The sequence below is a fragment of the Pontibacterium sp. genome, from assembly GCF_964228735.1.
GTDB lineage: Bacteria > Pseudomonadota > Gammaproteobacteria > Pseudomonadales > Balneatricaceae > Pontibacterium.
Genome location: NZ_CAXRBQ010000167.1, coordinates 1 through 26,053, shown reverse-complemented (window position 1 = coordinate 26,053; position 26,053 = coordinate 1). Strand labels below are relative to the sequence as shown.

General features: G+C 53.4%; 22 protein-coding genes. 15 read left to right on the top strand and 7 right to left on the bottom strand.

What is annotated here, in order from left to right:
- Window positions 1–186 precede the first annotated feature (186 nt).
- On the bottom strand, window positions 187–1,026 hold the full coding sequence (locus ACEQ15_RS18085; protein ID WP_370280659.1) for an SDR family oxidoreductase: 840 nt from the start codon (window positions 1,024–1,026) through the stop codon (window positions 187–189).
- Between the two features lie 51 nt (window positions 1,027–1,077).
- On the opposite strand from ACEQ15_RS18085, the gene ACEQ15_RS18080 reads away from it, so the two are divergent.
- From ACEQ15_RS18080 to ACEQ15_RS18065, 4 genes are all read left to right on the top strand, one after another.
- Entirely contained in the window at window positions 1,078–1,992 is a 915-nt protein-coding gene (locus tag ACEQ15_RS18080; protein WP_370280658.1) for a hydrogen peroxide-inducible genes activator, read from the top strand.
- The gene (recG, locus tag ACEQ15_RS18075; RefSeq protein WP_370280657.1) at window positions 1,992–4,070 is read left to right on the top strand and encodes an ATP-dependent DNA helicase RecG; all 2,079 of its coding nucleotides are present in this window, start codon (window positions 1,992–1,994) and stop codon (window positions 4,068–4,070) included. The genes ACEQ15_RS18080 and recG overlap by 1 nt, the downstream gene beginning before the upstream one ends.
- Before the next feature lie 48 nt (window positions 4,071–4,118).
- On the top strand, window positions 4,119–4,631 hold the full coding sequence (locus ACEQ15_RS18070; RefSeq protein WP_370280656.1) for a DUF501 domain-containing protein: 513 nt from the start codon (window positions 4,119–4,121) through the stop codon (window positions 4,629–4,631).
- Window positions 4,632–4,783: 152 nt separating this feature from the next.
- Entirely contained in the window at window positions 4,784–9,742 is a 4,959-nt protein-coding gene (locus ACEQ15_RS18065; RefSeq protein WP_370280655.1) for a DUF6701 domain-containing protein, read from the top strand.
- Between the two features lie 81 nt (window positions 9,743–9,823).
- On the opposite strand, the gene ACEQ15_RS18060 is transcribed toward ACEQ15_RS18065, so the two are convergent.
- From ACEQ15_RS18060 to coaD, 3 genes are all read right to left on the bottom strand, one after another.
- Window positions 9,824–10,477 carry a LuxR C-terminal-related transcriptional regulator gene (locus ACEQ15_RS18060; RefSeq protein WP_370280654.1) on the bottom strand — a complete coding sequence of 218 codons (654 nt, stop codon included), beginning with the start codon at window positions 10,475–10,477 and terminating at the stop codon, window positions 9,824–9,826.
- A gap of 217 nt (window positions 10,478–10,694) precedes the next feature.
- Window positions 10,695–10,943 (bottom strand): YfhL family 4Fe-4S dicluster ferredoxin, encoded by a 249-nt coding sequence (locus tag ACEQ15_RS18055; RefSeq protein WP_282352162.1) that lies wholly within the window; start codon window positions 10,941–10,943, stop codon window positions 10,695–10,697.
- A 27-nt stretch (window positions 10,944–10,970) separates the two neighbouring features.
- On the bottom strand, window positions 10,971–11,453 hold the full coding sequence (gene coaD, locus ACEQ15_RS18050; RefSeq protein ID WP_370280653.1) for a pantetheine-phosphate adenylyltransferase: 483 nt from the start codon (window positions 11,451–11,453) through the stop codon (window positions 10,971–10,973).
- Window positions 11,454–11,720: 267 nt separating this feature from the next.
- Here coaD and ACEQ15_RS18045 point away from each other — a divergent pair, with 267 nt between their 5' ends.
- Both ACEQ15_RS18045 and ACEQ15_RS18040 read left to right on the top strand, forming a co-directional pair.
- A complete protein-coding gene (locus ACEQ15_RS18045) occupies window positions 11,721–12,875 on the top strand; it encodes a M48 family metallopeptidase (RefSeq protein WP_370280652.1) in 1,155 nt (384 codons plus the stop codon).
- A gap of 96 nt (window positions 12,876–12,971) precedes the next feature.
- Window positions 12,972–13,592, top strand: coding sequence for a TetR family transcriptional regulator (locus ACEQ15_RS18040; RefSeq protein WP_370280651.1), 621 nt, complete (start codon window positions 12,972–12,974; stop codon window positions 13,590–13,592).
- Window positions 13,593–13,637: 45 nt separating this feature from the next.
- On the opposite strand, the gene rsmD is transcribed toward ACEQ15_RS18040, so the two are convergent.
- Together rsmD and ACEQ15_RS18030 are read right to left on the bottom strand one after the other, a co-directional pair.
- Window positions 13,638–14,255, bottom strand: coding sequence for a 16S rRNA (guanine(966)-N(2))-methyltransferase RsmD (gene rsmD / locus ACEQ15_RS18035; protein WP_370280650.1), 618 nt, complete (start codon window positions 14,253–14,255; stop codon window positions 13,638–13,640).
- 19 nt (window positions 14,256–14,274) lie between these two features.
- On the bottom strand, window positions 14,275–15,483 hold the full coding sequence (locus ACEQ15_RS18030; RefSeq protein ID WP_370280649.1) for a hypothetical protein: 1,209 nt from the start codon (window positions 15,481–15,483) through the stop codon (window positions 14,275–14,277).
- A 269-nt stretch (window positions 15,484–15,752) separates the two neighbouring features.
- On the opposite strand from ACEQ15_RS18030, the gene ftsY reads away from it, so the two are divergent.
- From ftsY to trmB, 8 genes are all read left to right on the top strand, one after another.
- Window positions 15,753–17,081 (top strand): signal recognition particle-docking protein FtsY, encoded by a 1,329-nt coding sequence (ftsY, locus tag ACEQ15_RS18025; protein ID WP_370280648.1) that lies wholly within the window; start codon window positions 15,753–15,755, stop codon window positions 17,079–17,081.
- A gap of 17 nt (window positions 17,082–17,098) precedes the next feature.
- Window positions 17,099–17,758 carry a cell division ATP-binding protein FtsE gene (ftsE, locus tag ACEQ15_RS18020; protein ID WP_370280647.1) on the top strand — a complete coding sequence of 220 codons (660 nt, stop codon included), beginning with the start codon at window positions 17,099–17,101 and terminating at the stop codon, window positions 17,756–17,758.
- Window positions 17,751–18,809, top strand: coding sequence for a permease-like cell division protein FtsX (gene ftsX, locus ACEQ15_RS18015; RefSeq protein WP_370280646.1), 1,059 nt, complete (start codon window positions 17,751–17,753; stop codon window positions 18,807–18,809). The genes ftsE and ftsX overlap by 8 nt, the downstream gene beginning before the upstream one ends.
- Before the next feature lie 256 nt (window positions 18,810–19,065).
- A complete protein-coding gene (gene rpoH, locus ACEQ15_RS18010; protein ID WP_370280645.1) occupies window positions 19,066–19,920 on the top strand; it encodes an RNA polymerase sigma factor RpoH in 855 nt (284 codons plus the stop codon).
- Window positions 19,921–20,069: 149 nt separating this feature from the next.
- Window positions 20,070–20,465, top strand: a complete 396-nt coding sequence (locus ACEQ15_RS18005) for a DUF423 domain-containing protein (RefSeq protein WP_370280644.1) — start codon at window positions 20,070–20,072, stop codon at window positions 20,463–20,465.
- Window positions 20,455–20,655 (top strand): sulfur carrier protein ThiS, encoded by a 201-nt coding sequence (gene thiS, locus ACEQ15_RS18000; RefSeq protein ID WP_370280643.1) that lies wholly within the window; start codon window positions 20,455–20,457, stop codon window positions 20,653–20,655. Before ACEQ15_RS18005 ends, thiS begins: the two co-directional genes overlap by 11 nt.
- Before the next feature lie 65 nt (window positions 20,656–20,720).
- Window positions 20,721–21,512: a thiazole synthase gene (locus ACEQ15_RS17995; RefSeq protein WP_370280642.1), complete on the top strand. Its 792-nt coding sequence runs from the start codon at window positions 20,721–20,723 to the stop codon at window positions 21,510–21,512.
- Between the two features lie 65 nt (window positions 21,513–21,577).
- Window positions 21,578–22,309 carry a tRNA (guanosine(46)-N7)-methyltransferase TrmB gene (gene trmB, locus ACEQ15_RS17990; RefSeq protein WP_370280641.1) on the top strand — a complete coding sequence of 244 codons (732 nt, stop codon included), beginning with the start codon at window positions 21,578–21,580 and terminating at the stop codon, window positions 22,307–22,309.
- Window positions 22,310–22,358: 49 nt separating this feature from the next.
- Here trmB and ACEQ15_RS17985 read toward each other — a convergent pair whose 3' ends face one another.
- Entirely contained in the window at window positions 22,359–23,069 is a 711-nt protein-coding gene (locus ACEQ15_RS17985; RefSeq protein ID WP_370280640.1) for an autoinducer binding domain-containing protein, read from the bottom strand.
- 250 nt (window positions 23,070–23,319) lie between these two features.
- On the opposite strand from ACEQ15_RS17985, the gene ACEQ15_RS17980 reads away from it, so the two are divergent.
- The gene (locus ACEQ15_RS17980; RefSeq protein ID WP_370280639.1) at window positions 23,320–25,956 is read left to right on the top strand and encodes an Ig-like domain-containing protein; all 2,637 of its coding nucleotides are present in this window, start codon (window positions 23,320–23,322) and stop codon (window positions 25,954–25,956) included.
- The last annotated feature ends 97 nt before the right edge of the window (window positions 25,957–26,053 follow it).

Below are 26,053 nucleotides of genomic sequence, written 5' to 3'. Positions count from 1 at the left end.
ATTGTCAGAGCCTCTGCTTCTCCTTACTGATAATAGATCAGGCTATTTAGAAAGCGCTACTCACTCACAACAGGTATCATCGCGGCAACAGCGCATACCAACGATGATATACGCACTACCCAGCAATATAGTTATATTGAAAACACTTAAAGTAAATGTGTAGAGAAAGGCAAAATATTGGGGTGTTTACCGTTCTTTTCTTAGCAGCGCCTTATACCCATCCCGATAGCTGGGATAACGGAAGTTGTAACCGGTTGCCCGCAGCAGCCGGTTACTGCACCGCTTACTTCCCGCCCGCCGCGTTGCACTACGATCTGTGATTTCTACTCCCATTTGCGCCGCTAACCACGCTGATACTTCATGCATGGGTGCCGGTTCGTCGTCGCTGGCCAGATAGATACGGGCCATGGGGTGACCGGTTAGTGAACGGTTCACCAAGTGGGTCAGCACATCGGCACAGTCGTCACGATGGATGCGGTTGCTGAACAGCGGTGGTTCTTCTGGTGCGCTACGACCGCTTCTGACCTGGTTCAGCAGATGGTTACGACCTGGTCCATAGATACCGCTAAAACGCACCACGGTGGCAGGCACACGGGCATGCAGGGCGATATGCTCCGCCTCGAGCATCACCTGACCTGAAAAACTGGTGGGTTCGGTCGGGCTGGTTTCATCCACCCAGCCGCTGTCGTTCTGGTGATAGACCGAGGTGCTGGAGGTGAAGAACAGGTGTTTGGGTGGTGCTGGCAGGGCTTTGAGCAGATGCTTCAGGCCGTCGCAGTATGCGGCCCGATAGCCGGACTCATCATGGCGTGATGCGGCAACGGCATACACTACAATAGTAACTGCGGGCAGGCCTTTCAGACTGTCAGGGTCGCCCAAATCAGCCTGGATCCCTTGGATGCCGTCGGGGAGCTGGTTTATATTACGGCGAAGACCGTATACCTCCAGACCTTGATCTAGTAAGTTAAGTCCTAGCTGACAACCAACATCGCCACATCCGGCGATCAGAACTGACTGCTTCGGCATCACTCTCTCCATCTGGTGTATGCGGGCATATTTGCAAAGGAAGTCTCAGGAATGACCCTCACTGAATTGCGTTATATCGTGACCCTTGCCAGAGAGCAACACTTCGGCCGCGCCGCGGAACGTTGCTTTGTCAGCCAGCCCACCCTGTCGATTGCGGTGAAAAAGCTGGAAGAAGAGCTGGGCATTCCCTTGTTTGAGCGTAGTAAAAACTCAGTAAAGGTCACCCCCGTGGGGGACAAGATTGTGCAACAGGCGCAGCGCGTGCTGGAGCAGGCGGAAGCGATCAAAGACCTGGCCCACGAAGGTAAAGACCAGCTTAAAAGTCCGCTGCGTGTGGGGGCGATCTACACTATTGGGCCTTACCTGTTTCCGCATCTGGTGCCGGAAGTGCAGTCGTTGGCACCGCAGATGCCGCTCTATATCGAAGAGAACTTCACCGAGAACCTGCGTCTGAAGATCCGCAACGGCGAGCTGGACGCGATCATTATCGCTATGCCGTTTCAGGAACCGGATGTCCTAACCCGCGAACTCTACGACGAAAGCTTCGAGATGCTGCTGCCAGCGGAGCACCCGTGGGCATCCACTAAAGAGATCGACAGCCAGGCCCTGTCCGAAACCCAGTTGCTACTGCTAGGCGAAGGTCACTGTTTCCGTGATCAGGTATTGGAAGCCTGTCCGACCCTCAATCAGTCGATGCATGAGCAGCACACCGTAATGGAAGGTAGCTCGCTGGAAACCATCCGCATGATGGTGGCATCCGGCCTGGGCGCCAGTGTGTTGCCGTCCTCTGCGGTGAAAAACACCCACTACAAATCCGAGATGGTGGTGACCCGTCCGTTCAAGGCGCCGGGCCCACGCCGCACTGTAGCAGTGGCTTGGCGTGCCAGCTTCCCACGTCCACAAGCCATCGATGTTCTGGTTCAGGCGATCAGCCGTTGTCACTTGTTGGGAGTTAACGACAGCTGATGTCCCTGCCACTGGCCGAGATTCCTGTTACCGACCTGAAAGGGGTTGGTACAGCACTGGCGCTGAAACTGGAGCGCCTGGCAATTCATACCCTGCAAGACCTGCTGTTCCACCTGCCGCTGCGTTATCAGGACCGGACTCGTATCGTGCCGATCGGCTCGTTGCGGCCGGGAGATGAGTGTGTGGTGGAGGGAGAGATCAAAGTCTCCGATGTGGTGCAGGGGCGCCGCCGCAGCCTTCTATGCCGAATTCAGGATGGCACCGGTACCCTGACCCTGCGCTTTTTCCACTTTAACGCTTCGCAAAAAAACAGCCTGCGTCCGGGCACCCGTATACGCTGCTTTTCCGAAGCGCGCACCGGCGCTGCCGGGCTGGAGATGGTGCACCCCGAATACACCAAGGTGGATTCTGATGCGTTGGTGCCGGTAGCGGAAACACTGACGCCGGTGTATCCAACCACCGAAGGCCTGCATCAGCCGCGTTTGCGCTCACTGGTGAGTCAGGCGCTGACCTATCTGGACAAGCAGGGTTTGCAGGAGCTACTGCCGGACAACATTCGACAGCAATGGCGTTTGCCTGAGTTGAACGATGCGATCCGTTATCTGCACCACCCGCCTGCGGAAGTGGATCAGCACCTGCTTCTGGACGGTAAACATCCTTCCCAGCGACGTCTGGCTTTTGAGGAGCTGCTTGCCCATCACTTCTCCCTGCTAAAACTGCGTGCCAAAACCCGTGAACAAGGTGCACCGGTGATGCGTTCCACAGGTGAGCTGGTCCAGCCATTTCTCAACGGCCTGCCGTTTCCGCTGACCGGTGCACAGCAGCGGGTCAGTGCCGAAGTGGGGAATGATCTGGTACAGCCCTATCCGATGCTGCGCTTGGTGCAGGGCGACGTAGGCTCAGGTAAAACCGTGGTCGCAGCCTTAGCTGCCCTACAGGCGGTAGAGAGTGGCTTTCAGGCGGCCGTGATGGCGCCAACCGAGATCCTCGCCGAACAGCACTACAACAACTTCACCGCTTGGCTGGAGCCGCTGGGTATTCAGGTGGCCTGGCTTGCAGGCAAGCTCAAGGGTAAACAACGCCAAGCCCAGCTGGATGCGATCCGCAACGGCGAGGCGAGGGTTGTTGTCGGCACCCATGCGCTGTTCCAGGAAGAGGTTGTGTTCAACGACCTGGGCTTGGTTGTGGTGGATGAGCAGCACCGCTTTGGTGTGCACCAGCGCCTGAGCCTGCGCGAAAAGGGGCGTAACGGTGAACTGTCACCCCATCAGCTGATCATGACCGCAACACCGATTCCGCGCACGCTGACCATGAGTGCCTATGCTGACCTGGACTGCTCCATTATCGATGAGCTGCCACCGGGCCGCACGCCAGTGGCTACCGTGGTGATTGGTGATGAACGCCGCAATCAGGTGATCGAGCGGGTGCGTTCAGCCTGCAACGAAGGCCGGCAGGTGTACTGGGTGTGCACCCTGATTGAGGAATCCGAGGCCTTGCAGTGTCAGGCTGCTGAAGTCACAGCGGAACAACTGGCCGCGGCATTGCCGGAGCTGCGTATTGGGTTGGTACATGGCCGCATGAAGCCGGCGGAAAAAGCCGAGGTGATGGGCCGTTTTAAGGCTGCTGAGTTGGATCTGCTGGTCGCCACCACCGTGATTGAGGTAGGTGTGGATGTCCCTAACGCCAGCGTGATGATCATCGAAAACCCGGAACGCCTGGGGCTGGCTCAGTTGCACCAGTTGCGCGGCCGTGTAGGTCGTGGCTCGGTGGAAAGTTTTTGTGTGCTGATGTATCACGCACCGCTCTCCAAGCAGGGGCGCGAACGTCTCAAGGTGATGCGTGAAACCACCGATGGCTTCAAGATCGCCGAAAAGGACCTGGAACTGCGTGGTCCGGGCGAAGTGCTGGGCACCCGCCAAACCGGCATGATGCAGTTTAAGATCGCCGATCTGCAGCGGGACAGTGATCTACTCACCCGTGTCAAACAGGTGGCTGGACAGATGCAGGGTTATCCACAGCACGTGGAACCGATGATCCGGCGCTGGTTGGGTGCCGGAGAGGAGTACGGCAACGTTTAGCGTTATAATGGCGCTCACGTTTATTTTTGAAGTATTGCCGGAATCCACATGTCTCAACCAACCGCACAGCAACTTGAACTGATCGAACAGCAACTGGGCCGCAAACCGCGTGGTTTGGCCGGTGTCGCGGTCGCAACCGATTCCGGTGTGCCACTGGTGCTGCAGATACAGTCGCTGGTAGAAGATCAACCCTTTCCTACTCTGTTCTGGCTCTGCTCCAAAGACCTCTATCAGGCTATCGCCGAGATCGAAACCTCCGGTTGGGTAAAACAGATCGAAGCCGAGCTGGAAACCAACGCCGAGCTGCGCGAAGCCTTTCTGGCTAACCAGCAGGCCTACGTGGATCTGCGCTGGAAACTGATGCGCGACGAAGACCGTCAACGTATCGAAGAACTGGGCTTCACCGATCTGTTCAACCAATACGGCATTGGTGGTATCCGCCACTGGGATAAAGTCCGTTGCCTGCACATGCAATACGCCCACCATCTGGCGGATGGAAATGTGATCGGTGCCCGCCTGGATGAAGAGTTTGGCCTCGACAAACTGACCATCAATATCTGATCAAAACCGCCGATATCCTGATATAACTCAAGCAACGGAACGTTTAATGTTTTGCGGCTGCAAAAGCCCGTGAACAGGTCTATGCTGACTGTTTGCGGTTGTGCGCTGACATTGCTTTCCGTTGTATAGGATTTATGGAGTATCGGTAACTGATGTGTAGGTCTCAGCAAGCTGTTTGGATCTTTTTGCTTTGGGTGTTCAGCTTCACCGGCGCGTATGCCGCTACCCCGACCTGTAGTGCGGTTTTTCCAGACGGCGTATCCAGCAACAACAATGGCGGCAAGATCAAGATTGAGTGGGCGTCTAAAGTCATCAGTAGCCCCAATAATATCCTCGCCACCAAGCGTCTGGACGACCGTTCCGGTGGCAACAGTTGTAACACCACTTCTTGCGGTTATACCGGCTCAGCCGCAGAGTCGATGGACTACAACACCTTCCCGAACAACAACAACGACGTAGAGATCGGTTACAACGAAACCCGCACCCTGTTGCCGGGCAACTACGACGATATCCGCCTGAGCTCCAACGCGATCGCAACCCTGACACCGGGTGACTACAAACTGCGTGGCTCCCTTCACCTGCGCAGTAACGCCCAGATCAGAATCAGCGGTACAGGCACGGTGCGGATCCTGCTGAAGGGAAACGGCCGCTTTGAATCCGGATCAGACATCAACGCCGGTGGCGATGCGTCCCAACTGATTATCTACAGCCGTGGCGAAGTCAAACTTGAGAGCAACGCTACTGTAACCGGATTTATCTACGCCAAACGTACGGTGCGCCTCTACAACCGTGCCGAAGTGACTGGCGCAGTCAGCGGCAAAGACGTTGAGCTGCGTAGCTCTGCGTCCAAGGTGACCTACCTGCCGTCTGCGGTATCCAGTGCTGCCTTTGGCGACCTGTGTGGCGGTGGCTCAGTTATTCCTACAGAACCACCTCCGGCGGCCACAGGCTGTGCTGCGATCTGGTCTGACGGTGTGCAGAGCCACAGCAGTCAGGGCGAGGTGAAATTCGAATGGCGTGCCCAGGTTATCAACAGCCCCGACAACATCATCAATGCTGTGGAAATTGATGATGATTCCGGTGGCACCAGCTGCGGCAGCACCACCTGTACGGCTAGCTTCAGCGCGTCTGAAGCGCTGGACTTCGATGGCTTCAAATCCAGTGGCGGCAGTGACTTTAAGGTTGAATACAAACAAAGCCGCACGATCTCACCGGGTACCTACAAAAAGATTGAGCTAAAAGGTCAGGCCCTGCTGACTATGGAGCCTGGTGACTATTACGTAACCGACGACTTCAAACTGAAGTGGGATTCCGAGATCCGCATCTCCTCCGGCACTGTCCGGATCTTTGCGCGTAAGAAGTTCGAATCGGAAGGGCGTGGAAGGGTGAATAGTAATGGCAACCCGGAACAGCTTCTAATCCTTGCCAAAGACGATGTTAAGTTAAAGAACACCGATGACGTTAAGGCGTTTATCTACAGTGAAAAGGATGTCGAGCTGGGGCACGGTTCCGATGTCGTTGGTGGGGTGAGTGGTAAGGATGTGAAGCTCAAGTCCTCCAACGCGACAGTCACCTATGATGCGGATGGCGCTGCCACTGCTGCGTTTGGTGATATCTGCAGCGGTGGTCCGGCTGCTGCCCCCGAGCCGATTGCGGAATACCGCTTTGATGAATGTACCGTTGATTCAACGCTTGCCGACGAAACCGGTAACTACAACGCTACGCCAAACGGGGTATCAACCACTGATGGCGGTGTGGTGGGTAAAGCTCTGGATCTGAGTGCAGGTAGTACCAGTGACTGGGTGGATCTGCCACGTGGTGTTGCCAACGGTCTGGATGATTTCTCCATCGCCCTGTGGATAAAAACCTCGGTGAGCAAAAGTCAGCAGGAGATTATCCAGGCACTGGGTTCCAACACTAACGATGATGAGCTTGAGATCTATCTAATCAACAGTAGTCGCGTACGTTTCCAGACACGCGATGACGATGTTTACCTGGACAGCGGCAGTAGCCTGACCGATGGCAGCTGGCACCATTTGGTGATCACCCGCGATGGTAATCAGGGATGCCTGTATGTGGATGGTTCCTTGCAAGAGTGTGAAACCGGCTTACGCAGTGGCACCCTGTCGGTACCCCAGAATGCATTCGTGCTTGGCCAGGAACAGGATTCCTACGGCGGCAGCTTCTCTTCCTCACAGTCCTTTGAAGGCCTGATGGACGAGCTGAAAATCTACAACCGCACGCTGAGTGCCAGTGATGCCAGTGCTATCTACACCAATGAACAGGCCGGGAATAACTCGGATGGTAGTAGCCGTGCCGCGCTAAATTGTGAACCCGAAGAGCTGGAAGCATCCGTCGACCTTCGTTTTGATGAGTTGAGCTGGAACGGCTCTGCGAATGAGGTCAAAGACAGCAGCACAAGCGGGACCTACAGTGGCAGTGCACAAGGGCAAGCGAACACCATTGCGAATGGTCAGGTCTGTCGGGCAGCTGAAGTAGACGGTTTTGATGACTATATCTCCATCGATAATCTGTCCGATACACTCAAAGGTACGGCAAGCCTAAGCTTCTGGATTCGCACCAATCAAGATGGGTCCGATACTGTGTGGCGGGCACCTGCATTAACAGGTGTGGAAGAGGATGGTGGTACCGATGACATATTCTGGGGATGGTTAGATGCTTCAGGTCGTATCGGCTTGGGTGTCGGAAACAGCAGTGGCATGTCGACCTCGTCAATCAATGATAATGCTTGGCACCATGTTGTTCTGACCCGAGACTCCAGCGATGGAGACTATCAGGTGTTTGTGGATGGCTCGTTGGAGCGAAGCGGAACCCTGGCGACAGGTGAAATTGGTAACAGTTTTGCGAGCCTGGGCCGGGTCGAGAATACGGGCAGTACGGAGCCGGTTTATCTCCAAGGTGAGTTTGATGAACTGGTCGTATTCCCGACGGTGTTGTCCTCTGGTCAGGTGAGTACCATCTTCGATAACCAGAGTAATAATAAACGCTGGGATGGCAGTGATGCTGTTTGTGAAGAAGCAGATACGGTGGACCACTACGGTATTTCCGCTCCAGCGACTGCGCTGACCTGTGAAGCGGCTGAGGTGACAATCACGGCGTATGACTCATCCGGCAATATTGTCGCGCCAGAAAGCGGTACGACCATTACTCTTTCAACAGACAATGCTGTAGATGGCTGGTCGTTGCCACCGAATGGAACGCCTCTTTCCGGGAACAGCTATACCTTTGATGGCACGCAAACCTCGGTTGTCCTCAATCTGATGAATACCAATCCGGAAGTGCTCAATATCGATGTGACCGACGGCAGCGCGACGGAATTGAAAGGAGATAGTGCTAAAGACCCGAGCATCACCTTTGCCGATGCGGCCTTTAGGTTCGATACCATCGCGGCTCAAACGTCAGGTAAAGAAGGATCTGCAGTAACCTTAAGTGCGATTCAGACAGATGCTGATACCGGTCGATGCGTGGCGTTACAACCTAATCCTGCCGCCAACGTGGATGTAACCTTTGCCTACAGTTGTGAAGATCCATCTTCCTGTGCAACGAAGGAAAACGGGCTGACCGTTAATGGTGTTGCTGTGGACAGTGAAGCTGTGAGTTACACCACAGTACCAGTGACGTTTAATTCTAGTGGGCAGGCCTCGCTTAATCTGAACTACAGTGATGCGGGCCAGATTAAGGTTCATGCAGCAGCCGAATTGGCTGTTGAGAGCGCACCGACTAAGGCAACAGTTGTAGGTAGCAGTAACACTTTTGTTGTGGCGCCTGCAGGCTTTTGTATCCAGCCAATGAAAGATGGCTCAATTTTTTCCTGTTCTACTGCCGATGCCAACTGCAATCCATTAGCTGCTGCTGGAGAGAAATTTACAATTCAGGTCTCAGCACGTCAGTGGGGCGATGGTGGGACAGATTATTGTAACTACAGTTCTACTCCGAATTTTGAGCTGAGCAGTCTCACTCTCCAGGAAAGCGCTACTGTTTTAGCCCCTGCTCCGGGTGGTTCTGACGGGGACGTTGTTGCTGAACCCCTGAGCTTAAGTAAGGGCGTAGGCGAAACGGATCAGGTATCTATTGATGAAGTAGGCGTTTTCACTCTTACTTCAAAAGATGTGGATTACATGGGCGTTACTATCCCTGCATCAACCAGCGTACCTATTGGCCGCTTTTACCCTAAATACTTTGTTTTGAATGATGGTGTGAAGCTGACCAACCGTGAGGAGAGCAGCTGTTCCGACGCTGTGTTCACCTATATGGACGAAGAATTTGGGGCGATCTTTAGCCTGACCGCGCAGAACGCAGGTGGAGATAAAACCGAAAACTATTTCGGTAGTTTCGCTAAGTTGAACAGTTTATCTGAACTTAATGTATTGCTGGGACAGGCACCCTCAGGTGGCGTGTGGACAGGGTATAGTGATCGGCAAGAGGTTAACGGTGATGCTCCGAGTTGGAACAAAGGGGTTTTATCAGTAGACCTCGCGTTGGTATTTGAGCGTACAGGCAATCCGGACGGGCCTTATGCTGACTTAGCCGTTGCTATAGCACCGGTTGATGATGACGGCGTTCAGTTAGATAGCTTTGACATTGATACGGACGCTGATTCTGTGGATGACTATGCGCTGATAGAGCGAACAGAGATCCGCTTCGGCCGTATGCAGATTCAGAACACCTACGGCCCGGAAACCGCATCCCTGAATCAGCCGGTCTTTATCCAGTACTTTGATGGCACAAATTTCGTCACCAATGAGGATGATACGTGTACGCCAATTGTAACCAGCGATATGACTTTACAGGTGGAAGGTGCATCGGCACTGGCACAAGGCGTGGTGACAGACGTAACAATCGGTTCAGGTACCACTAATCTGGTCATTGGTACTAAACTGGACGAAGGCAACGCAGGTGAAGCCAATCTCACCTACAGCGCGCCAGGTGCAGGAAATACCGGCACTGTAACCAATACTTATGCGGCGCCAGCGTGGTTGCGGTTTGATTGGCAGGATGGGGATGGCGTCCATGACGACAATCCGTTCGCCACAGCGATCTTTGGTCGCTACCGTGGTAATGACCGGGTGATCTACTGGCTGGAGCAGTAATCCAGCCCGTACCAATCCTGAAGACACAAAAAAGCCCGCAGCAGTCACCTGTTGCGGGCTTTTCTTATGTCTGGGGGAAACTTAGTTGTTTTCCTGGTACCAGTGAACCGCCTGGGTTCGGTTAACCACACCGATCTTTTTGTACAGGTTGTACAGGTGGGTTTTTACCGTGTGCTGGCTCAGGAACAGAGTCTTAGCGATGTCGGCGTTGCTCTTACCCTGGGACGTCAAGTCCAGTACTTCCAGTTCGCGGGGGCTGAGGGCTTCGGTCAGCTTGGAGGCGGAGCGTGGCGCTTTACGGAAGCTGGCCATCTCGTTCATCTGGCTGCGAGAGAACCAGTAACGGCCTTCCAGCAGCTCACTCAGGCCTTTCTCCAGTAGTTCTTCACCCATATCTTCGGTGAAGACGCCACTTAGCACAGGCCACTTGAGCGCATCCTGCAGATCCTGTTCTTCAGCAACGTTCAGCAACGCTACGGTTGTTTCTTCGGCTGCGGCTTGCAGCTCTTCAAGGAGTTTCAGGGCATCTGCCCAGTCTGCCGCACTACAGTCGACCAGAACAAGGTTGTTCTTGATCGTCTCGGCTGATGGCGCACCATCAGAGAACGCGTGAGTGTCCATTTCACTGGCGTCAGGCAGCAGTGCAGCTAACTGCTGGGCAAGTGTCTCTTTGTCTGAAATCAGTATTGTTTTCTGCGCTTCAGACGTCGCAGGGGCGACAGCCACTTCTGACATGTTTCTTTCCATAACAGATGAACCAAAAAACTCCTGATAGTCTAGGATAATTTAACCGACAGCGGGGAGTTTTCTCTAAGAAAAACGTCTTAGAATCCTAAAACAAAACGTTTTGCTGAGCTATAGCAAATTTTAAACCTTACAGTTGAGCAGAGAATAGTATTTTAGACAATAAAAAAGCAGGCATATAGCCTGCTTTTTTATAGAAATCAGAAGCTTACGCGCCAGTCAGCTGCTTGTATTTTTCCATCAGCTGATCCTGGGTCTCTTCGTGATCCGGATCTTTAGGAATACAGTCAACCGGGCAAACCTCTACACACTGCGGAGTATCGTAGTGACCTACACACTCGGTACATTTCGCAGGGTCAATCTCGTAAATCTCATCCCCAGGAGTGATCGCCTCATTCGGGCACTCCGGTTCACATACATCACAGTTGATGCATTCATCGGTAATGATCAATGCCATGACGGCTACCTCACTGAATCAAATATATTATTTATTGCCCAGATGCTCTGTCAGGGCCAGTGCCACTGAAGGGTGGACGAATTTGTTCACATCGCCGCCCAACGAGGCTATTTCACGGATCAAGGTCGATGAAATGAACGACAGGTGCTCCGCGGGAGTCAGAAAAATACTCTCTGCCTGAGGTGCCAGCTGTCGGTTCATGTTGGCCAGCTGGAACTCGTATTCGAAATCGGATACGGCCCGCAAGCCACGCAGTATAATGTTCGCATTATGGTCTTTGACAAGATCTGCGAGCAGACAGTCAAAACCTGCGACCTCGACGTTGTCCAAGTGACCTACTACGTCATGGACCAGTGAAGTTCGAAGCTCCAACGGCAGCATTGGCTGCTTTTTTGGGCTTTCCGCGATGGCTACGACGACCTTGTCAAAAAGCTTGGCGGCGCGCTCCACCAGGTCGGAATGACCGTTAGTGATAGGATCAAAGGTTCCTGGGTATACGGCGATATTCATACTGGACCCGCAGGGGTATGCTTCCGATCAAATATTAGCAATATTGCATTCGCGGCATAGTAGCGGAATTGCAAGTGGCGTACAAATACTATAATGGAATGATTTGATTTGAATCAGGAATAAAAAAACCGTTTTTTATGCAATTTGTATATATAACGTAGGGGTATTCAGATGTATTGGACAAGAAGGTTTTTGCTGGCTTTTACAGTGCTTTGGGCGCTGAGTGGCTGCCAAACCTTACAGCAGATAGATAAAGGATTATATCAGGTGGCGGACGCGGTCAGTGAGGAGGATCGCGTGACCGGTCAACGCAGCCTGAGCTTTGCCGGACGTTCTGAGCAGATTGCCAAGGGCAATCAGTACGTTGAGCAGATGCTGGCGCAAGAGAAGAAAGAGGGGCGTAAGGTTGATGCTGCGCTGAATAAGCAGCAGTACTACCGTTTGGTGCGTGTATTTGACCGCATCCACACCATCAGTCACCTGAGCAGTGAGCGCTGGCACCCGGTATTGATCGACCGTGACAGCTTTAACGCATTCACCACCGGCGGTACCTACATCGTGGTGCATCTAGGCCTGATGGAGCAGCTAAAAAGCGACGACGAGCTGGCTGCGGTCATTGGTCATGAGATTGCCCACACTGTGGCAAACCATGTCTTTGAGCGGCAGAGCCATGCCCAGGTGAGTGCCATTGCCGGTTCGAAGTCCGCCCGCAAGGGTGTTTATCAGGCCGCGTTTACCCACGAAAGTGAGCGCGAAGCGGACCGAATTGGCATTTTGTATAGCGCCCTGGCGGGATTTGATCCGATGGCAGCGAGTCGTATCTGGGCGCGGCAGTACAAACTGCAGGGTAATGCCCGTGCATTGTTTGCACACGATCACCCGGTAAATGCCGAGCGTCAGGCGGAAACCGCAAAAGTGGGGCAGGCGGTGAACCAGTATTACATGCCGGGCAAACGTAACCCACAGTATGCCAGTCTGCTTAAAAACAATGTGCTCTGGCAGCAGGGCGAATCTGCCCAGGCAGGCGAGGGTGGTGGTCTGCAGGCCTTAGTGGGTACTGCGTTTGGTGCCTATGTACAGCATGAGCAGGCCAAGCAGGAAGCACGTCGTCAGCAGGCGCATGCGAACTTTGTAAAAGCGATCGAGACACGCCTGACGCTGGAAAACAGCAGCGCTCCGGATGCCAAAACACTGGATACCCAGTGGCGCTACAGTGAAGGTCCGCGTTTGAAGCAGGTGGTTGTTGGCTTGCTGATCAAAAAGGGCGAAGAAGTGCTGCGTACAGTTGCCCATGTGGATGGAGAGGTGCGTGCCGGTAGTCGTTTTAAGGCCCGGTTTACCCTGCCGGAAGGGGTAACAGCGCAAGAATTGAAGTCGTTGCAGGGACGCTTCTATTTGGATGATGCGCTGCCTGTGCAGTAACAAATTGGTCACAAAGTGTTAACCTTAATCTGTTTGTAACAGGGAATGTCGTCATTTTGCGGTAGCATAATGGCGGCAACACAGACAGGAGGTAACGTGGCCAGACGCACCAAAGAGCAAGCGGAACAAACGAAACAAGCCTTATTGGATACAGCGCTTGAGATGTTTAGCCAGCAGGGGATCAGTCAGACCAGCCTGAAGTCGATTGCGGCTGGCGCTGAAGTGACCCACGGCGCGTTGTACTGGCACTTTAAGAACCGCACCGATCTGGTGGAAACACTCTATGAAGAGCGTTCGTTGCCACTGGATGCGCTCTTTCTTGATCAATTGCAGGCCGCACGACAGGATGCTTTGGTTGCACTCAAAGATTTCTTACTGGAGTGGTTCAAGCTGGTGGTGGGGAAGGCTACTTATACCCAGCGCTGGCAGGTGTTTCATATGCAGAGGGGCGGTTTATGCCCGGAACTGGAGCACATCGCACCACTTCTGGAAGAAGAGCGAAAACGCTGGCGCGAGTCGCTGGGCAAACTCATCAAGAAAGCCCGCAAGCAGAAGCAGATTCCGGCCAAGACCGGCAAGCAGGATCTGGTTGTCGATAACCTGCTGATCCTGATCTACAGCCTGATCAATACGTCACTGGCCACGCCAGCCTTGTGCAAAGGTAAGAAACAAGCGGAGCAGCTGATCGATACCTATATTCAGGGTATGAGAGTCTGACTCTCATACCTCTACACCCTATTGTTTAAAGAGCAGGATGTAACGTCACAGCAACTCTTCACGAACAAACAGCTGATACCGCACCTGACCTGCTTCCTTCTGGCGGTGTTGATGCCAGTTGGCAGGCACCACCGAACCGGTCAGGTCGGATTCGGTTTCCACATAGATCACCGCTTCTGCGGCTAGCATGCCGCGTTGCTCCAGCAGTTCACAACACGGGGCTGCCAGGTCTTTGCGGAACGGTGGGTCCATAAAGATGATGTCGTAGCGTTGTTCTTCATCAGCGATACGGCGTTCCAGCCAGCTCAGCACCGAGTCCTGAATCACCTCAGCACGGTTACAACGCAGCAACTGCAGGTTGTCGCGTAGCTGACGCACCACCGACGGCTCCTGATCGATAAAGGTCACCGTTTCCGCACCCCGCGACAGCGCTTCGAAACCCAATGCACCGCTGCCACTGAACAGGTCCAGACAGTGGGCACCGGCAATATACGGTTGCAGCCAGTTGAATAGGGTCTCGCGCACCCTGTCCGGTGTTGGGCGCAGGCCCTGCAACGGGGTAAACGGGATCTTACGACCGCGCCATTCTCCGCCGATAATGCGCAGCTGTGACGGTTTTTCGGTAGGGGTTTGGTTCTTGCGGGGTGGATTACGTCTTCCCATTGAGGATCTTAATCTCTGCTTAGTTACCGGATGGGCGGTTGTCGATGGTGATCAGGATCTGATTATCCCGGTCCAGACTGGCGCTGGCCAGCGTCACGATCTGATCGCTGCTCACAGCACGCAGTTGTTCGCTGTAGTTGCTCAATGTATCGAGTGGTAATTGATACAGCGCCACCTGTCGCAGGGCAGTCAGCTGGTTTTGTTCTTCGGCCATACGTGCCTGCCAGCTTTCAATCACCTGATCACGGCTGCTGTCCGCCTGCTCAGGTGTAAGCCGATTGCGCAGTGCGGTCAGTAGGTTATCCAGGGGCTGATCTGAATGCAGAAGCAGCGCGCTGTAACCGCCATCCTGCAGGGATGACCAAAGCTGGCGGTAATCAAAGCTCAGGCGGTTGCTGGTTTGTGCCAGCGCATCCTGCAGCAGGTGAGCTGCCAGTTTATGTGCTGCAAACTGATCGCTGTTGCGTGGCGGTATGGCGGAACCCAGCAGCAGGTGGAAGCGACTGTCGTTGGTGGCCGGCAGAATCTGCTCTTGAGGATGGCTGCTCAGCTGGCGTAGGCTGAGTGATGTTGGCACCAGACGTGGTGGCTGTTCAGCGAGTTGTTCAGCCATATCTTCAGCGTCGTCACCGGACACAAAGAAACGGGCGTTGTTGAGCATCACCTGGTAGCGGCTGTTCAATTGCATCAGCGGATCTTGCTGGTCGCCACCGGTCAGGCGGCTGAAAAAGCTGTTCAGCAGCTGCTGGTCGGTTTTATGGGATTGCAGATAGTCGCGCGCTTTCAGCTTTTCCAGCACTGGTTGCCACAGTACCGGCTCGATTGGTTGCTGCAGCTTGGCGAACAACGCCTGCCAATCGGGCTGCTCATCCAGGGATGTAAGGCTGAACTCCAGGTTCAGATGGTCCTGTGCCTGAATTAGGCTGTAACGCACGGAATTAGGCAGGACTTGGGCTGCAAGCTGGCTTTCAAGTATCTGGGCCAGCAGCGTCTGCAGTTGTTTGTCGCTGTTGCTGATCGCACTACCGGTGGGGAGCAGTACGCTCAGGTTGGTGGTGTCGGCTTTGTTCTCAACCCAGTACACCGGCAGGTTCTCTGCACGGTTCAGCTCCAGATAATCCGGCTCCCGCGAATCCAGCGTAGCCAGGTACAGGATGGTGATCGCCGATACCCACATGATGATTTTCAGGTAGGTACGATTAAACAGCGGCTTGTAGGGGTCAGACATAAGTCGCGACAGTCCTTTCCTTTGTATGGATATTGGCGCTCTATGATAAGATACCGGGCGGTAATTCAAAATGACTCATAATCTGCAACGAGTCAGCGTTATAGTGAGCTGGTCTGATCGAAGCACGCCGGGCGTATGCGCCGGATTTTAGCATCTCAGACCCTCGTCGGACGCCGGAAACTGATTTTTTATTTATGCGCTTGTTTTGCAGCAGGGTACTGCCGGTTGGGAAATCCCAAGTGGGGTGCGTGCTGTATTGAGGAATACTGATGTTTAAGAAACTGAAATCGCTGTTTGGTGGCGGCGACGAAGAGAAAGAAAAGGTTGTATCGGCCGAAGAAACCGCGGTTGCTGAACCGGAGGTTGAAGCGGAACCGTCGGTAGAAGAGCCGACCGCGAAAGAAGAGCCTTCAGCAGAGACCGAGTCTTCAGCAGATAAAGAACCTTCAGCGAGTGAAGAGTCTTCAGTGGAAGCCGCACCAGAAGCGGTAGAGGAAGTGCCGGTAGCAGAGGTTGTTGCGGAAGAGCCTGCCAGCGATCAGCCGGAAGCGGTTGCAGAACCCGAAGTGGTGGCTGAGCCGGTTGAACCTGTTGCAGAGCCAGAACCTGAGCCGCAGCCAGAGCCAGTTGTCGAAGCGCCTGCACCTGTTGTGGCAGCAGAACCTGAGCCGGAAAAGAAAGGCCGTTTCTTCGCTCGAATCAAGGCTGGTCTGACCCGCACCAAGGCGAATCTGACCAAGCAGCTGGGTAACCTGTTCCTGGGTGCTAAAGAGATTGACGACGATCTGCTGGAAGAGATCGAAACTCTGTTGCTGATGGCTGACGTGGGTGTGGAAGCCACCACCGAGATTATCGAACGCCTGACCGACAAGGTTGAGCGTAAGCAGCTGGGTGATGCCCAGGCGCTGCAGGTTGCCCTGAAAGAGGAACTGGCTGCGCTGCTGCATGAGGTGGATGAGCCGCTGAAGGTTGAGGCCAAAGAGGGTCCTTACGTGATCCTGATGGTGGGTGTGAACGGTGTAGGTAAGACCACCACCATCGGTAAGCTGGCGAAGAAATTCCAGGCAGAAGGTAAGTCTGTGATGCTGGCGGCGGGTGATACGTTCCGTGCAGCAGCGGTTGAGCAGCTGCAGGTTTGGGGTGAACGTAATGATGTACCGGTGGTGGCACAGCACACCGGTGCCGATTCCGCGTCCGTGATCTACGATGCGGTGCAGTCTGCACAGGCGAAGAATGTTGATGTGCTGATCGCCGATACTGCAGGTCGTCTGCAGAACAAAGACCACCTGATGGAAGAACTGGCAAAGGTGGTGCGGGTGATGAAGAAACTGTCACCGGCAGCACCACACGAAGTAATGCTGGTGCTGGATGCCGGTACCGGTCAGAACGCACTGAGCCAGGCGAAAACCTTCAAAGAAGCCGTGGGTGTATCCGGTATCACCCTGACCAAGCTGGACGGTACCGCCAAAGGTGGTGTGATCTTCGCCATTGCCAAGCAGATGGAGTTGCCGATCCGCTTTATCGGTGTGGGTGAGCAGATCGACGATCTGCGTCCGTTTAATTCCGACGAGTTTGTCGACGCCCTCTTCGAAGAGTAACAAAGAGTAGAAAACGGATGATCCGCTTCGATCGAGTCAGTAAACGCTTTGCCACCGGGCAGGATGCCCTGAGTGATATTAGTTTCGACCTCAAGCGCGGGGAGATGGCGTTTCTGACCGGTCACTCGGGTGCGGGAAAAAGTACCCTGCTGAAGCTGATCATGTTGATGGAGCGTCCCACGCAGGGCAACGTGTTTGTGGGTGATCAGGATCTGTCCCGCATGAAAGGTGGTGAGATCCCGTACCTGCGTCGCAAGATCGGCGTCGTGTTCCAGAATCACCAGCTGCTCTTTGATCGTACCGTGTTTGAGAACATCGCCCTACCGCTGGAGATCTCCGGTTACTCGCCGGAAGATGCTGCCCGCCGAGTGCGTGCCGCGCTGGACAAGGTGGGCTTGCTCTCCAAAGAGAAGATGAACCCGGTGATGCTCTCAACCGGTGAGCAGCAGCGTGTGGGGATCGCCCGGGCGATTGTCAACAAGCCGCAACTGCTGCTGGCGGATGAGCCAACCGGTAACCTCGACCCGGCGCTGTCGGAAGAGATCATGCGCCTGTTTATGGAGTTCAATCGTCACGGCACCACCGTGCTGATCGCGAGTCACGATCTCAACCTGATCTCGCGCATGCGCAACCGTATCCTGACCCTGAAACGCGGGAGGCTGGTGGCCGGTGCCTAATCGAGTGGAAGAACGGCGTCGTGGCGCGGTGCGTCAACAGCCTGCCAGCAAAGCTACACGTCAGGGCAAGCAAGCGCAGCCTCAGCAGACTGCTGCACCCCAGAAAGGTGCTGAGCGCCATCGCATCAAGTTCGCCGATGCGCGCCGCAGCTGGATTCGCAACCATACAGATGTAGCCGCCAACGCCTATCACCGCCTCTGGGCATCGCCGCTCTCAACCTTGATGACTCTGGCCGTACTGGCGATTGCACTGGCTTTGCCGGGCGCATTGCTGGCGGGACTGAAGAACCTGCATGGCTTGAGTGAGGACTGGGGCGCGGAACCGCGTATTTCCCTCTACCTGCATACCAATATTACCGAGACCAAGGCCGAACAGGTCAGTCGGGAGCTGTTGCTGCGCGACGATCTTTCCGCCGTGGAGCTGATCAGTGCAGAGCAGGGGCTGCTGGAGTTTCGTCGTACCACCGGCCTGGACGATGTACTGAAATACTTGTCGGACAACCCACTGCCCAGTGTGATTGTGGTGCTGCCACGGGGCAAAGACGCCACCACCTTGCCGCTGCTGCGCGAACAGCTCGCCGAGCTACCTGAGGTAGAGGAAGCGGTGCTGGATATGGCTTGGGTACAACGCCTGACCGCGTTTGTCGCCGTGTCGGAGCGTGGTGTAATCGTGTTTGGTGTTCTGCTGGCGCTGGCTGTATTGATGGTGGTGGGTAACACCATCCGCCTGCTGATCGAAAACCGCCGTGACGAGATCATTGTGGCGAAGCTGGTGGGTGCCACCAACGCCTGGGTACGTCGTCCGTTCCTCTATACCGGTGCCTGGTTTGGCTTGCTGGGCGGTGTGATCGCCTGGGTGCTGGTGCAGGTAAGCCTGATGTTGCTGGAACCGCCGGTGGCGCAGCTGGCCGAGTTGTACGAAAGCCAGTTTGAGATTCAGGGCCTGGGCTGGTTGGGCTCGCTGTTGCTGATTCTGGTTAGCACCCTGCTGGGGCTGGCCGGTGCATGGCTGGCAGTCGGTCGTCACCTGCGCGAAGTCGAGCCCCGCTAAACACGTAAAGCAGCCTTAAAATTCCGGCCCAAAGCCATTGATTTGGGCCATTGTTGCACCAATTGAACGCTGATTTCCCTGAAAACGACGCAATTTGGGCGAAACGGTGCCCTTCCTGTCTTGAAATCTTCATCTTTCCCCGCTAATTTACAGTGTTCTTTGGGGCAGCACCCCAGCAGAGTTGGAACTAAATCCTGCCAAGCAGGTCACAGTGACGGATTCACTTTTTTCGTCATTAGATACGAGGTCAAAAAAGTTGGGCACAAGCTTACAAATCGTCGAAAACCTCTCTCCGGGTCGCAATCTGGATGCCTACGTGCAATCCGTAAGTGCAATCCCTGTACTGAGTGCAGATGAGGAGCGTAAGCTGGCAGAGCGTCTCTACTACGAGGAAGATGTCGCGTCTGCACGTCAGCTCGTTATGTCACATCTGCGATTTGTGGTTCACGTAGCAAAGTCCTATTCCGGTTACGGTCTGCCATTGGGTGACCTGATCCAGGAGGGTAACGTAGGTCTGATGAAAGCGGTACGTCGCTTTGATCCGACCATGGGTGTTCGTCTGGTTTCCTTTGCGGTGCATTGGATCAAGGCGGAGATGCACGAGTTTATCCTGCGTAACTGGCGTATCGTAAAAGTAGCCACCACCAAGGCTCAGCGTAAGTTGTTCTTCAACCTGCGTTCCATGAAAAAGGGCCTGACCTGGATGACCAACGACGAGGTTAAAGCCGTCGCGGATGATCTGGGTGTGGAAGCTAAAACCGTGCGTGAAATGGAAGGCCGTCTGGCTGCCAACGACACCGCATTTGATGCGCCGGTGGCGGATGACGACGAGACCCCGTTCTATGCGCCAGCCAACTACCTGGAAGATATGAGCGCCGATCCGGCCAGCCAGGTGGAAGATGCCAACTGGAAGCAGGAAACTGAACAGCAGTTGATGACGGCAATGCAGCAGCTGGACGAGCGCAGCCAGGATATTCTGATCCAGCGTTGGTTGCGTGAAGAGAAAGCCACCCTGCATGAACTGGCCGCGAAGTATCAGGTTTCGGCGGAACGTATCCGTCAGCTTGAGAAAAACGCCATGAAGAAGATTCGATTGTCGCTGGAAGCCTAATGCTCCAGAGATAATATCCACACCGAAAAAGAGCCGCTAAACAGCGGCTCTTTTTTTGCCTGCGATTCGGCTCCAGAGATGACTGCAGATCAAGACGACCGGCGACCCTTTACGCTATAATCCCGCTTCACGAATATCAGAGACAGACCATGCCTGCATCCATCTTTCTGCTGATTGCCGCCCTGAGCGGTTTAATCGCTGTAGCACTAGGTGCATTTGGTGCCCACGGCCTGAAAGGCTACCTGGCTCCCTACCTGATGGATGTGTACCAGACCGGCGTGCAGTACCAGTTCTACCACACGCTGGCGTTGCTGGTGGTAGCAGTATTGGCGTTGCGTGAACCCGGCCGTGCACTGAGCGTAGCGGGCTGGAGCTTTACCCTCGGCATTGTGCTCTTCTCTGGCAGCCTGTATCTGTTGGCACTGAGTGGTACCCACTGGCTGGGTGCGGTGACGCCGATAGGTGGCTTGGCATTTCTGGTTGGCTGGGCAGCGCTGGCCTATTCAGCCATACAACTGAGCAGGAAACTGAACGATGCAGATTAATCTGAACGGTGACTCTCTGGATGTGCGCGACGGCGCCTCCCTGACCGATCTGGTGGAGCAGCTGGGCCTGACCGGCAAGCGTATCGCCATCGAGCTGAACATGGAGATCATCCCTCGCAGTGAGCATCCGACCACTCAGCTGGCGGAAAACGACACTGTGGAAATCGTCAACGCGATTGGTGGCGGCTGATCTGCCGTCCCTACCATCCGTAGATACATCAGCCATACGATAACGATAAACCTGGGAACAAAAGAATGTCTGAGCAAGCAAACGACGCCTTGGTAATTGCCGGTAAGAGCTACAACTCCCGTCTGCTGGTCGGTACCGGTAAGTACAAAGACCTGGATGAAACCCGTGATGCTATCGCAGCCAGTGGTGCTGAGATCGTAACCGTGGCGGTACGCCGTACCAACATCGGTCAGAACGCGGACGAGCCTAACCTGCTGGACGTAATTTCCCCGGACAAGTACACCATCCTGCCAAACACCGCTGGCTGCTACACCGCAGATGACGCGGTACGTACCTGCCGCCTGGCGCGTGAACTGCTGGACGGTCACAACCTGGTGAAGCTGGAAGTACTGGGTGACCAGAAGACCCTGTACCCGAACATGGTGGAAACCATCAAAGCGACCGAAACCCTGGTGAAGGACGGCTTTGACGTGATGGTGTATTGCAACGATGACCCGATCGTCGCAGCACAGCTGGAAGACATGGGCTGCGTAGCAGTAATGCCGCTGGGTTCCCTGATCGGTTCCGGTCTGGGCATCCTCAACCCACACAACATCAACATCATCATGGAAAGCGCGAAGGTGCCGGTGCTGGTTGATGCGGGTGTAGGTACAGCGTCTGACGCTGCAATCGCCATGGAGATGGGCTGTGAAGGTGTGCTGATGAACACCGCAATCGCAGCGGCAAAAGACCCGATCATGATGGCATCCGCGATGCGTAAAGCGATCGAAGCGGGCCGTGAAGCTTACCTGGCTGGTCGCATGCCACGTAAGAAATACGCCAGCGCCTCCTCCCCAATGGACGGCCTGATCAAGTAATTAATTAAGTTACACGCCAGAGCCCGGTGCTGGTCACCGGGTTTTGCGTTTCTGCAGCGAGAGCTATGAGCGAAGAACAGATCCCACAGCAGCCTGAATCTGAAGCAGGCGAAGAGAAGAAATACATGCGAAAGGTACGTAGCTTTGTGCTGCGTGCCGGTCGAATGACCGAAGGTCAGCAGCGCGGCTTCGATGAAGCCTGGCCGCTGATGGGCCTGGAGCTGGAAAACGGCATGATCGATACCGCCGAAGTCTTCGGTCGTGAAGCACCGGTGGTGCTGGAGATCGGTTTTGGTATGGGCGATTCCCTGATCTCCATGGCCAAAGACCAGCCGGAGAAGAACTACATCGGTATCGAAGTTCACCGTCCGGGCGTGGGTCGTCTGCTCAACAACGCCAAGCTGGAAGGTCTGGAGAACATCCGTGTGTACTGCGACGATGCCGTAGAAGTACTGGCGCAGTGTATCCCGGATGGCAGCCTCGACACGCTGCAGCTGTTCTTCCCGGATCCATGGCACAAGAAAAAGCACCACAAACGCCGTATCGTGCAGCCTGAATTTGCCCAGGCGCTGCGCAAAAAGCTGAAAGTGGGCGGTGTGTTCCACATGGCCACCGACTGGGAAAATTACGCCGAGCACATGATGGAAGTGATGAGTGCGGCAGAAGGCTACCAGAACGTGGCCGGTGATGGTCAGTACTCACCACAGCCGGAATGGCGCCCGGTGACCAAGTTCCAGAAACGCGGTGAGCGTCTGGGGCATGGGGTCTGGGACCTGATGTTCGAGCGCACCGAATAATCTATTAAATGGCTGGTTTTACCAGCCATTTTTCTATCTGCGGGCCAATCTAAACCAGTCTGTATAACACTGATTTAGCGATTAACTGTGCATTTGTTGCTATATCCAGCTTATTCTTGGCCGCACTTATATGGTGGCGCACAGTACGTTCCGATATCCCCAGAATGATCTCAATCTCCGGATACGTTTTCCCCTCACATAACCACATAACACACTCGCGCTCCCGTTTGGTGAGGCGAAAGGTTTGCGAAAGATTTTCGTTGCTGGCCAGTAATTGCTCAAAGCGGTAATGAAAGCTGTTGGCAACTACGCTAAGGGCTTTGCCATGCTCTTTCAGATACTGCTCTTCGTCGCGAGTACGAAACGTCATTCCCCAGCCAACAGTGCTCTTATCGAAGCTTCGTTGGGGAATACCCAGGCCGGACGTGAGGTTGTACTCAGCTGCCTCATTCCAAAATCGCTGGGTTAGCTCAGTGGGTTCGAAGATCTGATCGCAATCACGCCATAGAAATGGTTTCTGCAGAAGCATACAGCCTTTTGCCGTGGGATCGACAAATTGATACTCCTGCTCAAGGTAGTGGGTTACCCAGCTTTCAGGATAATTCCCCGTGCTTGCAACCTTTGCGGCAAGTGGTGAAAGGTTGAGGTAAACGTAGTGTTCCACATCAAACTGCTGAATTAGCCGATCGAGATTTTCACCCAACTGCTCAAAAGAAGTTGACGTGTTTAGCGTCTCCATCAACTGCCACAGATCATCCATGTCGGCTCCCTGTCAGATCTGACAACTGCTACTCCGTGTAGCGTTTTATTACTATCTACTGCATTTGAGTTGTATGGATAATAACCAAGCCAGATTGCTTGTTCTATAGCCTACAGTGTACTTTCAGCCAACTTCTATCGATATTACGTTCCTGCACTATAGGTTTAGCCATACATACAATCCCTACTACTATTTTCTGCATCTTATAATGCTGTAGGCAGGAAGCTTAAAGATTACAAGGAACCGAGTAATGGCATCAGAAACGTCTGTTGATAATGGGTACGTGGTTGTTTGGCAGCAACATTCCAACTCTACAGGTCATCGTCTTGCTGGCAAAACAATTGATGTGGACGGGAATCCTCTAGGAGATTTTTTTTTCATTGGGCAGCAGACCTTCAGGCCATTCGAGCCAGCGGTTTCCTCTTTAGCTGATGGCAGTTACGTTGTTATTTGGCGCGGAGACACACGGTATTATGATGATCTAGAAGGTCATGCTCTTCTTGGTCAGATTTATAATCCCGACGGTAGTCCTAAGGGTGAAGAGATTGTAGTTAGTACAGACCACCATTCTACTAATACTTCTCTTTCTGTTACGGCAACCGCAAATGGTGGTTTTGTCACTACGTGGACAAGCTATGGAGTGGAAAATGATTCTCAAGAAGATAGCTTTGGCATATCTGGTCAATTATTTTCTCGAGACGGTGAAAAGATTGGCGATAGTTTTTTAGTTAACACAAATACCAATCGCAGCCAACAGTACTCGGATGTTACAACGTTATCTAACGGAAGATTCGTAGTCACTTGGGAATCTGATGATCCAGAAATAGCTGGTAGCTATACAACCTGGGATAATAATATTGGCATCTATAGAGGTATATCTGGTCAAATTTTTAGTGCTTCAGGAGAACCCATCGGTGATGAATTTAGAGTAAATACGTTTACACAAGGTACTCAAAGCACTCCTGTGGTTTCACCTCTAGAAAGCGGAGGTTTTGTTGTCGCATGGAGTGGGTTTAATTCACTGGAGAGCGATGGCCCTGTCACCAATCAAGGAATAACTGCCCAAGTATTTGATGGTAACGGGAAAAGGATTGGGGACGAGATATCAGTTAATACATATGAGCGCTGGTTTCAAGAAAATCCTTCGGCAGTAGGGCTCTCTAACGGTGGCTTTGTTATTACATGGACATCCAGCTCAGATGTAAGCGGCCAATTATTTGATGCTCACTATAATCCCATTGGAAGCGAGTTTACAGTTAACACTAGCGTTGAACACTCCCAAGGAGACTCTGCAACTGTAGCAGTCGAAGATGGAGGTTTTATTGTAACTTGGACTGATTTGGGGGGAATGTCTACCGCTGGAAGTATCGCCGGACAAAGGTTTGATGCAACTGGAAATAAGATAGGTGAACAGTTTTCCATAGCAAGCCCTTATGGACGAGTGGGAGCAAGTGATATAGCAAGGCTACTTCCTGTTTCAAGTACTTTGCTAGAATCGAATGATGTAAATATTGCGATATACGAAGATGAGAATTTTGTTAAATTTGAAGTTGGAGATAGTAAGCCAGAAAACAACAGTCTGACCTATATCATCAGCGATGGTCTTCCAGAAAACCAAGGAAATGTTGTTAACAACAATGATGGCACTTTCACCTTTCTTCCAGGCGATGACTTTAAATCACTGACAGAGGATCAAGCTCAAGATGTTACCTTCACTTACATTGTTACTGATAGCGCAGGTAATACCTCCTCCCCTGCTACAGTTACTATCACCGTAAATGGTGTCGACCACCTCCCAGAAGCTGATGATTATAGTAGCACCGGTAGGGAAGATGATACTTCAATCACCGGCACCCTAACTGCCACTGATGAAGACGGCGGAGATCTCTCCTATGCATTGGTAGATGCACCATCCAAGGGCTCCGTTACCGTAACTCAAGATGGCAACTTTAGCTTTGAACCAGGTGATGATTTTGATGATCTCGGTGCAGGAGAGTCTCGTGATATTACGTTTACCTACGTTGCCACTGATCCTGAAGGGAATACCTCAAATCCGGGAACTGTGACAGTCACGATTGCAGGTATCAATCAACAGCCGATTGTAACTGCTGTTGCTATCAGTGGCACAGAAGATGATGCTGGCATCAGTAGCAGCGTGATTGGGACTGATCCAGAAGGTGGTGAGTTAACTTACTCGTTGCTGGAAGCGCCAGCCGAAGGCAGCGTAGAGTTCGGTACCGATGGTAATTTCACTTTCGTTCCCGGTGATGACTTTAAAGATCTTGCGGATGGTGAAAGTCGGGATGTTTCCTTCACCTATATTGCCACAGACGAACATGGAGCTACCTCCGATCCCGAACTTGTTACTGTAACCGTTTCCGGAATTAACCATGCCCCCGTTGTGTCCAATGTCACCACGACCGGCTCCAGAGAAGACAATGAAATCACCGGAGGCCTTCTTGGCACTGATGAAGACGGTGACGATCTGACATTTAATCTTGTGGATGCACCGACTGAAGGCAGCGTTGTTTTCGATGGAAACGGCCTGTTCAGTTTTTCACCGGGTAGTGATTTTGATGATCTCGCTGAAGGTGAATCCCGCGAAATTAGCTTTACCTATACCGCAACCGATGAAATCGGACTAACGAGTGATCCGGCCTCCGTCACCATCACGGTTTCTGACAAGCCGGAAGGATTTGTCGCTGTCTGGAGCTCTTACCGAGAGGACGCTGAAGGATGGGGCGTCTTTGGCCAGTACTATGAGGCGGATGGTACTGCCGCAGGTGATATCTTTCAGGTGAATACCACCGAAGTAAAGTCGCAGGATGAGCCTGCAATTACCTCCCTAACCCATATTTTTCATGAAGGTATATACGAAAACGGCTGAAAGCCCTATGGTTATTGGTGTCTATACAATTCCCACAAGCCATCAGCCGTTTACAAAATGGTACCACATACTTTTCAATTTTCATCCCTTTCCCGCC

What these genes read in the sequence shown, in the direction of transcription:
- ACEQ15_RS17985 (WP_370280640.1), bottom strand. Translation starts at nt 23,069, where the DNA reads ATGGATGATCTGTGGCAGTTGATGGAGACGCTAAACACGTCAACTTCT.
- ACEQ15_RS18055 (WP_282352162.1), bottom strand. Translation starts at nt 10,943, where the DNA reads ATGGCATTGATCATTACCGATGAATGCATCAACTGTGATGTATGTGAA.
- ACEQ15_RS18080 (WP_370280658.1), top strand. Translation starts at nt 1,078, where the DNA reads ATGACCCTCACTGAATTGCGTTATATCGTGACCCTTGCCAGAGAGCAA.
- ACEQ15_RS17995 (WP_370280642.1), top strand. Translation starts at nt 20,721, where the DNA reads ATGTCTGAGCAAGCAAACGACGCCTTGGTAATTGCCGGTAAGAGCTAC.
- thiS (WP_370280643.1), top strand. Translation starts at nt 20,455, where the DNA reads ATGCAGATTAATCTGAACGGTGACTCTCTGGATGTGCGCGACGGCGCC.
- ftsY (WP_370280648.1), top strand. Translation starts at nt 15,753, where the DNA reads ATGTTTAAGAAACTGAAATCGCTGTTTGGTGGCGGCGACGAAGAGAAA.
- ACEQ15_RS18005 (WP_370280644.1), top strand. Translation starts at nt 20,070, where the DNA reads ATGCCTGCATCCATCTTTCTGCTGATTGCCGCCCTGAGCGGTTTAATC.
- ACEQ15_RS18030 (WP_370280649.1), bottom strand. Translation starts at nt 15,483, where the DNA reads ATGTCTGACCCCTACAAGCCGCTGTTTAATCGTACCTACCTGAAAATC.
- coaD (WP_370280653.1), bottom strand. Translation starts at nt 11,453, where the DNA reads ATGAATATCGCCGTATACCCAGGAACCTTTGATCCTATCACTAACGGT.
- ACEQ15_RS17980 (WP_370280639.1), top strand. Translation starts at nt 23,320, where the DNA reads ATGGCATCAGAAACGTCTGTTGATAATGGGTACGTGGTTGTTTGGCAG.
- rsmD (WP_370280650.1), bottom strand. Translation starts at nt 14,255, where the DNA reads ATGGGAAGACGTAATCCACCCCGCAAGAACCAAACCCCTACCGAAAAA.
- trmB (WP_370280641.1), top strand. Translation starts at nt 21,578, where the DNA reads ATGAGCGAAGAACAGATCCCACAGCAGCCTGAATCTGAAGCAGGCGAA.
- ACEQ15_RS18060 (WP_370280654.1), bottom strand. Translation starts at nt 10,477, where the DNA reads ATGTCAGAAGTGGCTGTCGCCCCTGCGACGTCTGAAGCGCAGAAAACA.
- ftsE (WP_370280647.1), top strand. Translation starts at nt 17,099, where the DNA reads ATGATCCGCTTCGATCGAGTCAGTAAACGCTTTGCCACCGGGCAGGAT.
- recG (WP_370280657.1), top strand. Translation starts at nt 1,992, where the DNA reads ATGTCCCTGCCACTGGCCGAGATTCCTGTTACCGACCTGAAAGGGGTT.
- ACEQ15_RS18070 (WP_370280656.1), top strand. Translation starts at nt 4,119, where the DNA reads ATGTCTCAACCAACCGCACAGCAACTTGAACTGATCGAACAGCAACTG.
- ACEQ15_RS18065 (WP_370280655.1), top strand. Translation starts at nt 4,784, where the DNA reads ATGTGTAGGTCTCAGCAAGCTGTTTGGATCTTTTTGCTTTGGGTGTTC.
- ACEQ15_RS18085 (WP_370280659.1), bottom strand. Translation starts at nt 1,026, where the DNA reads ATGCCGAAGCAGTCAGTTCTGATCGCCGGATGTGGCGATGTTGGTTGT.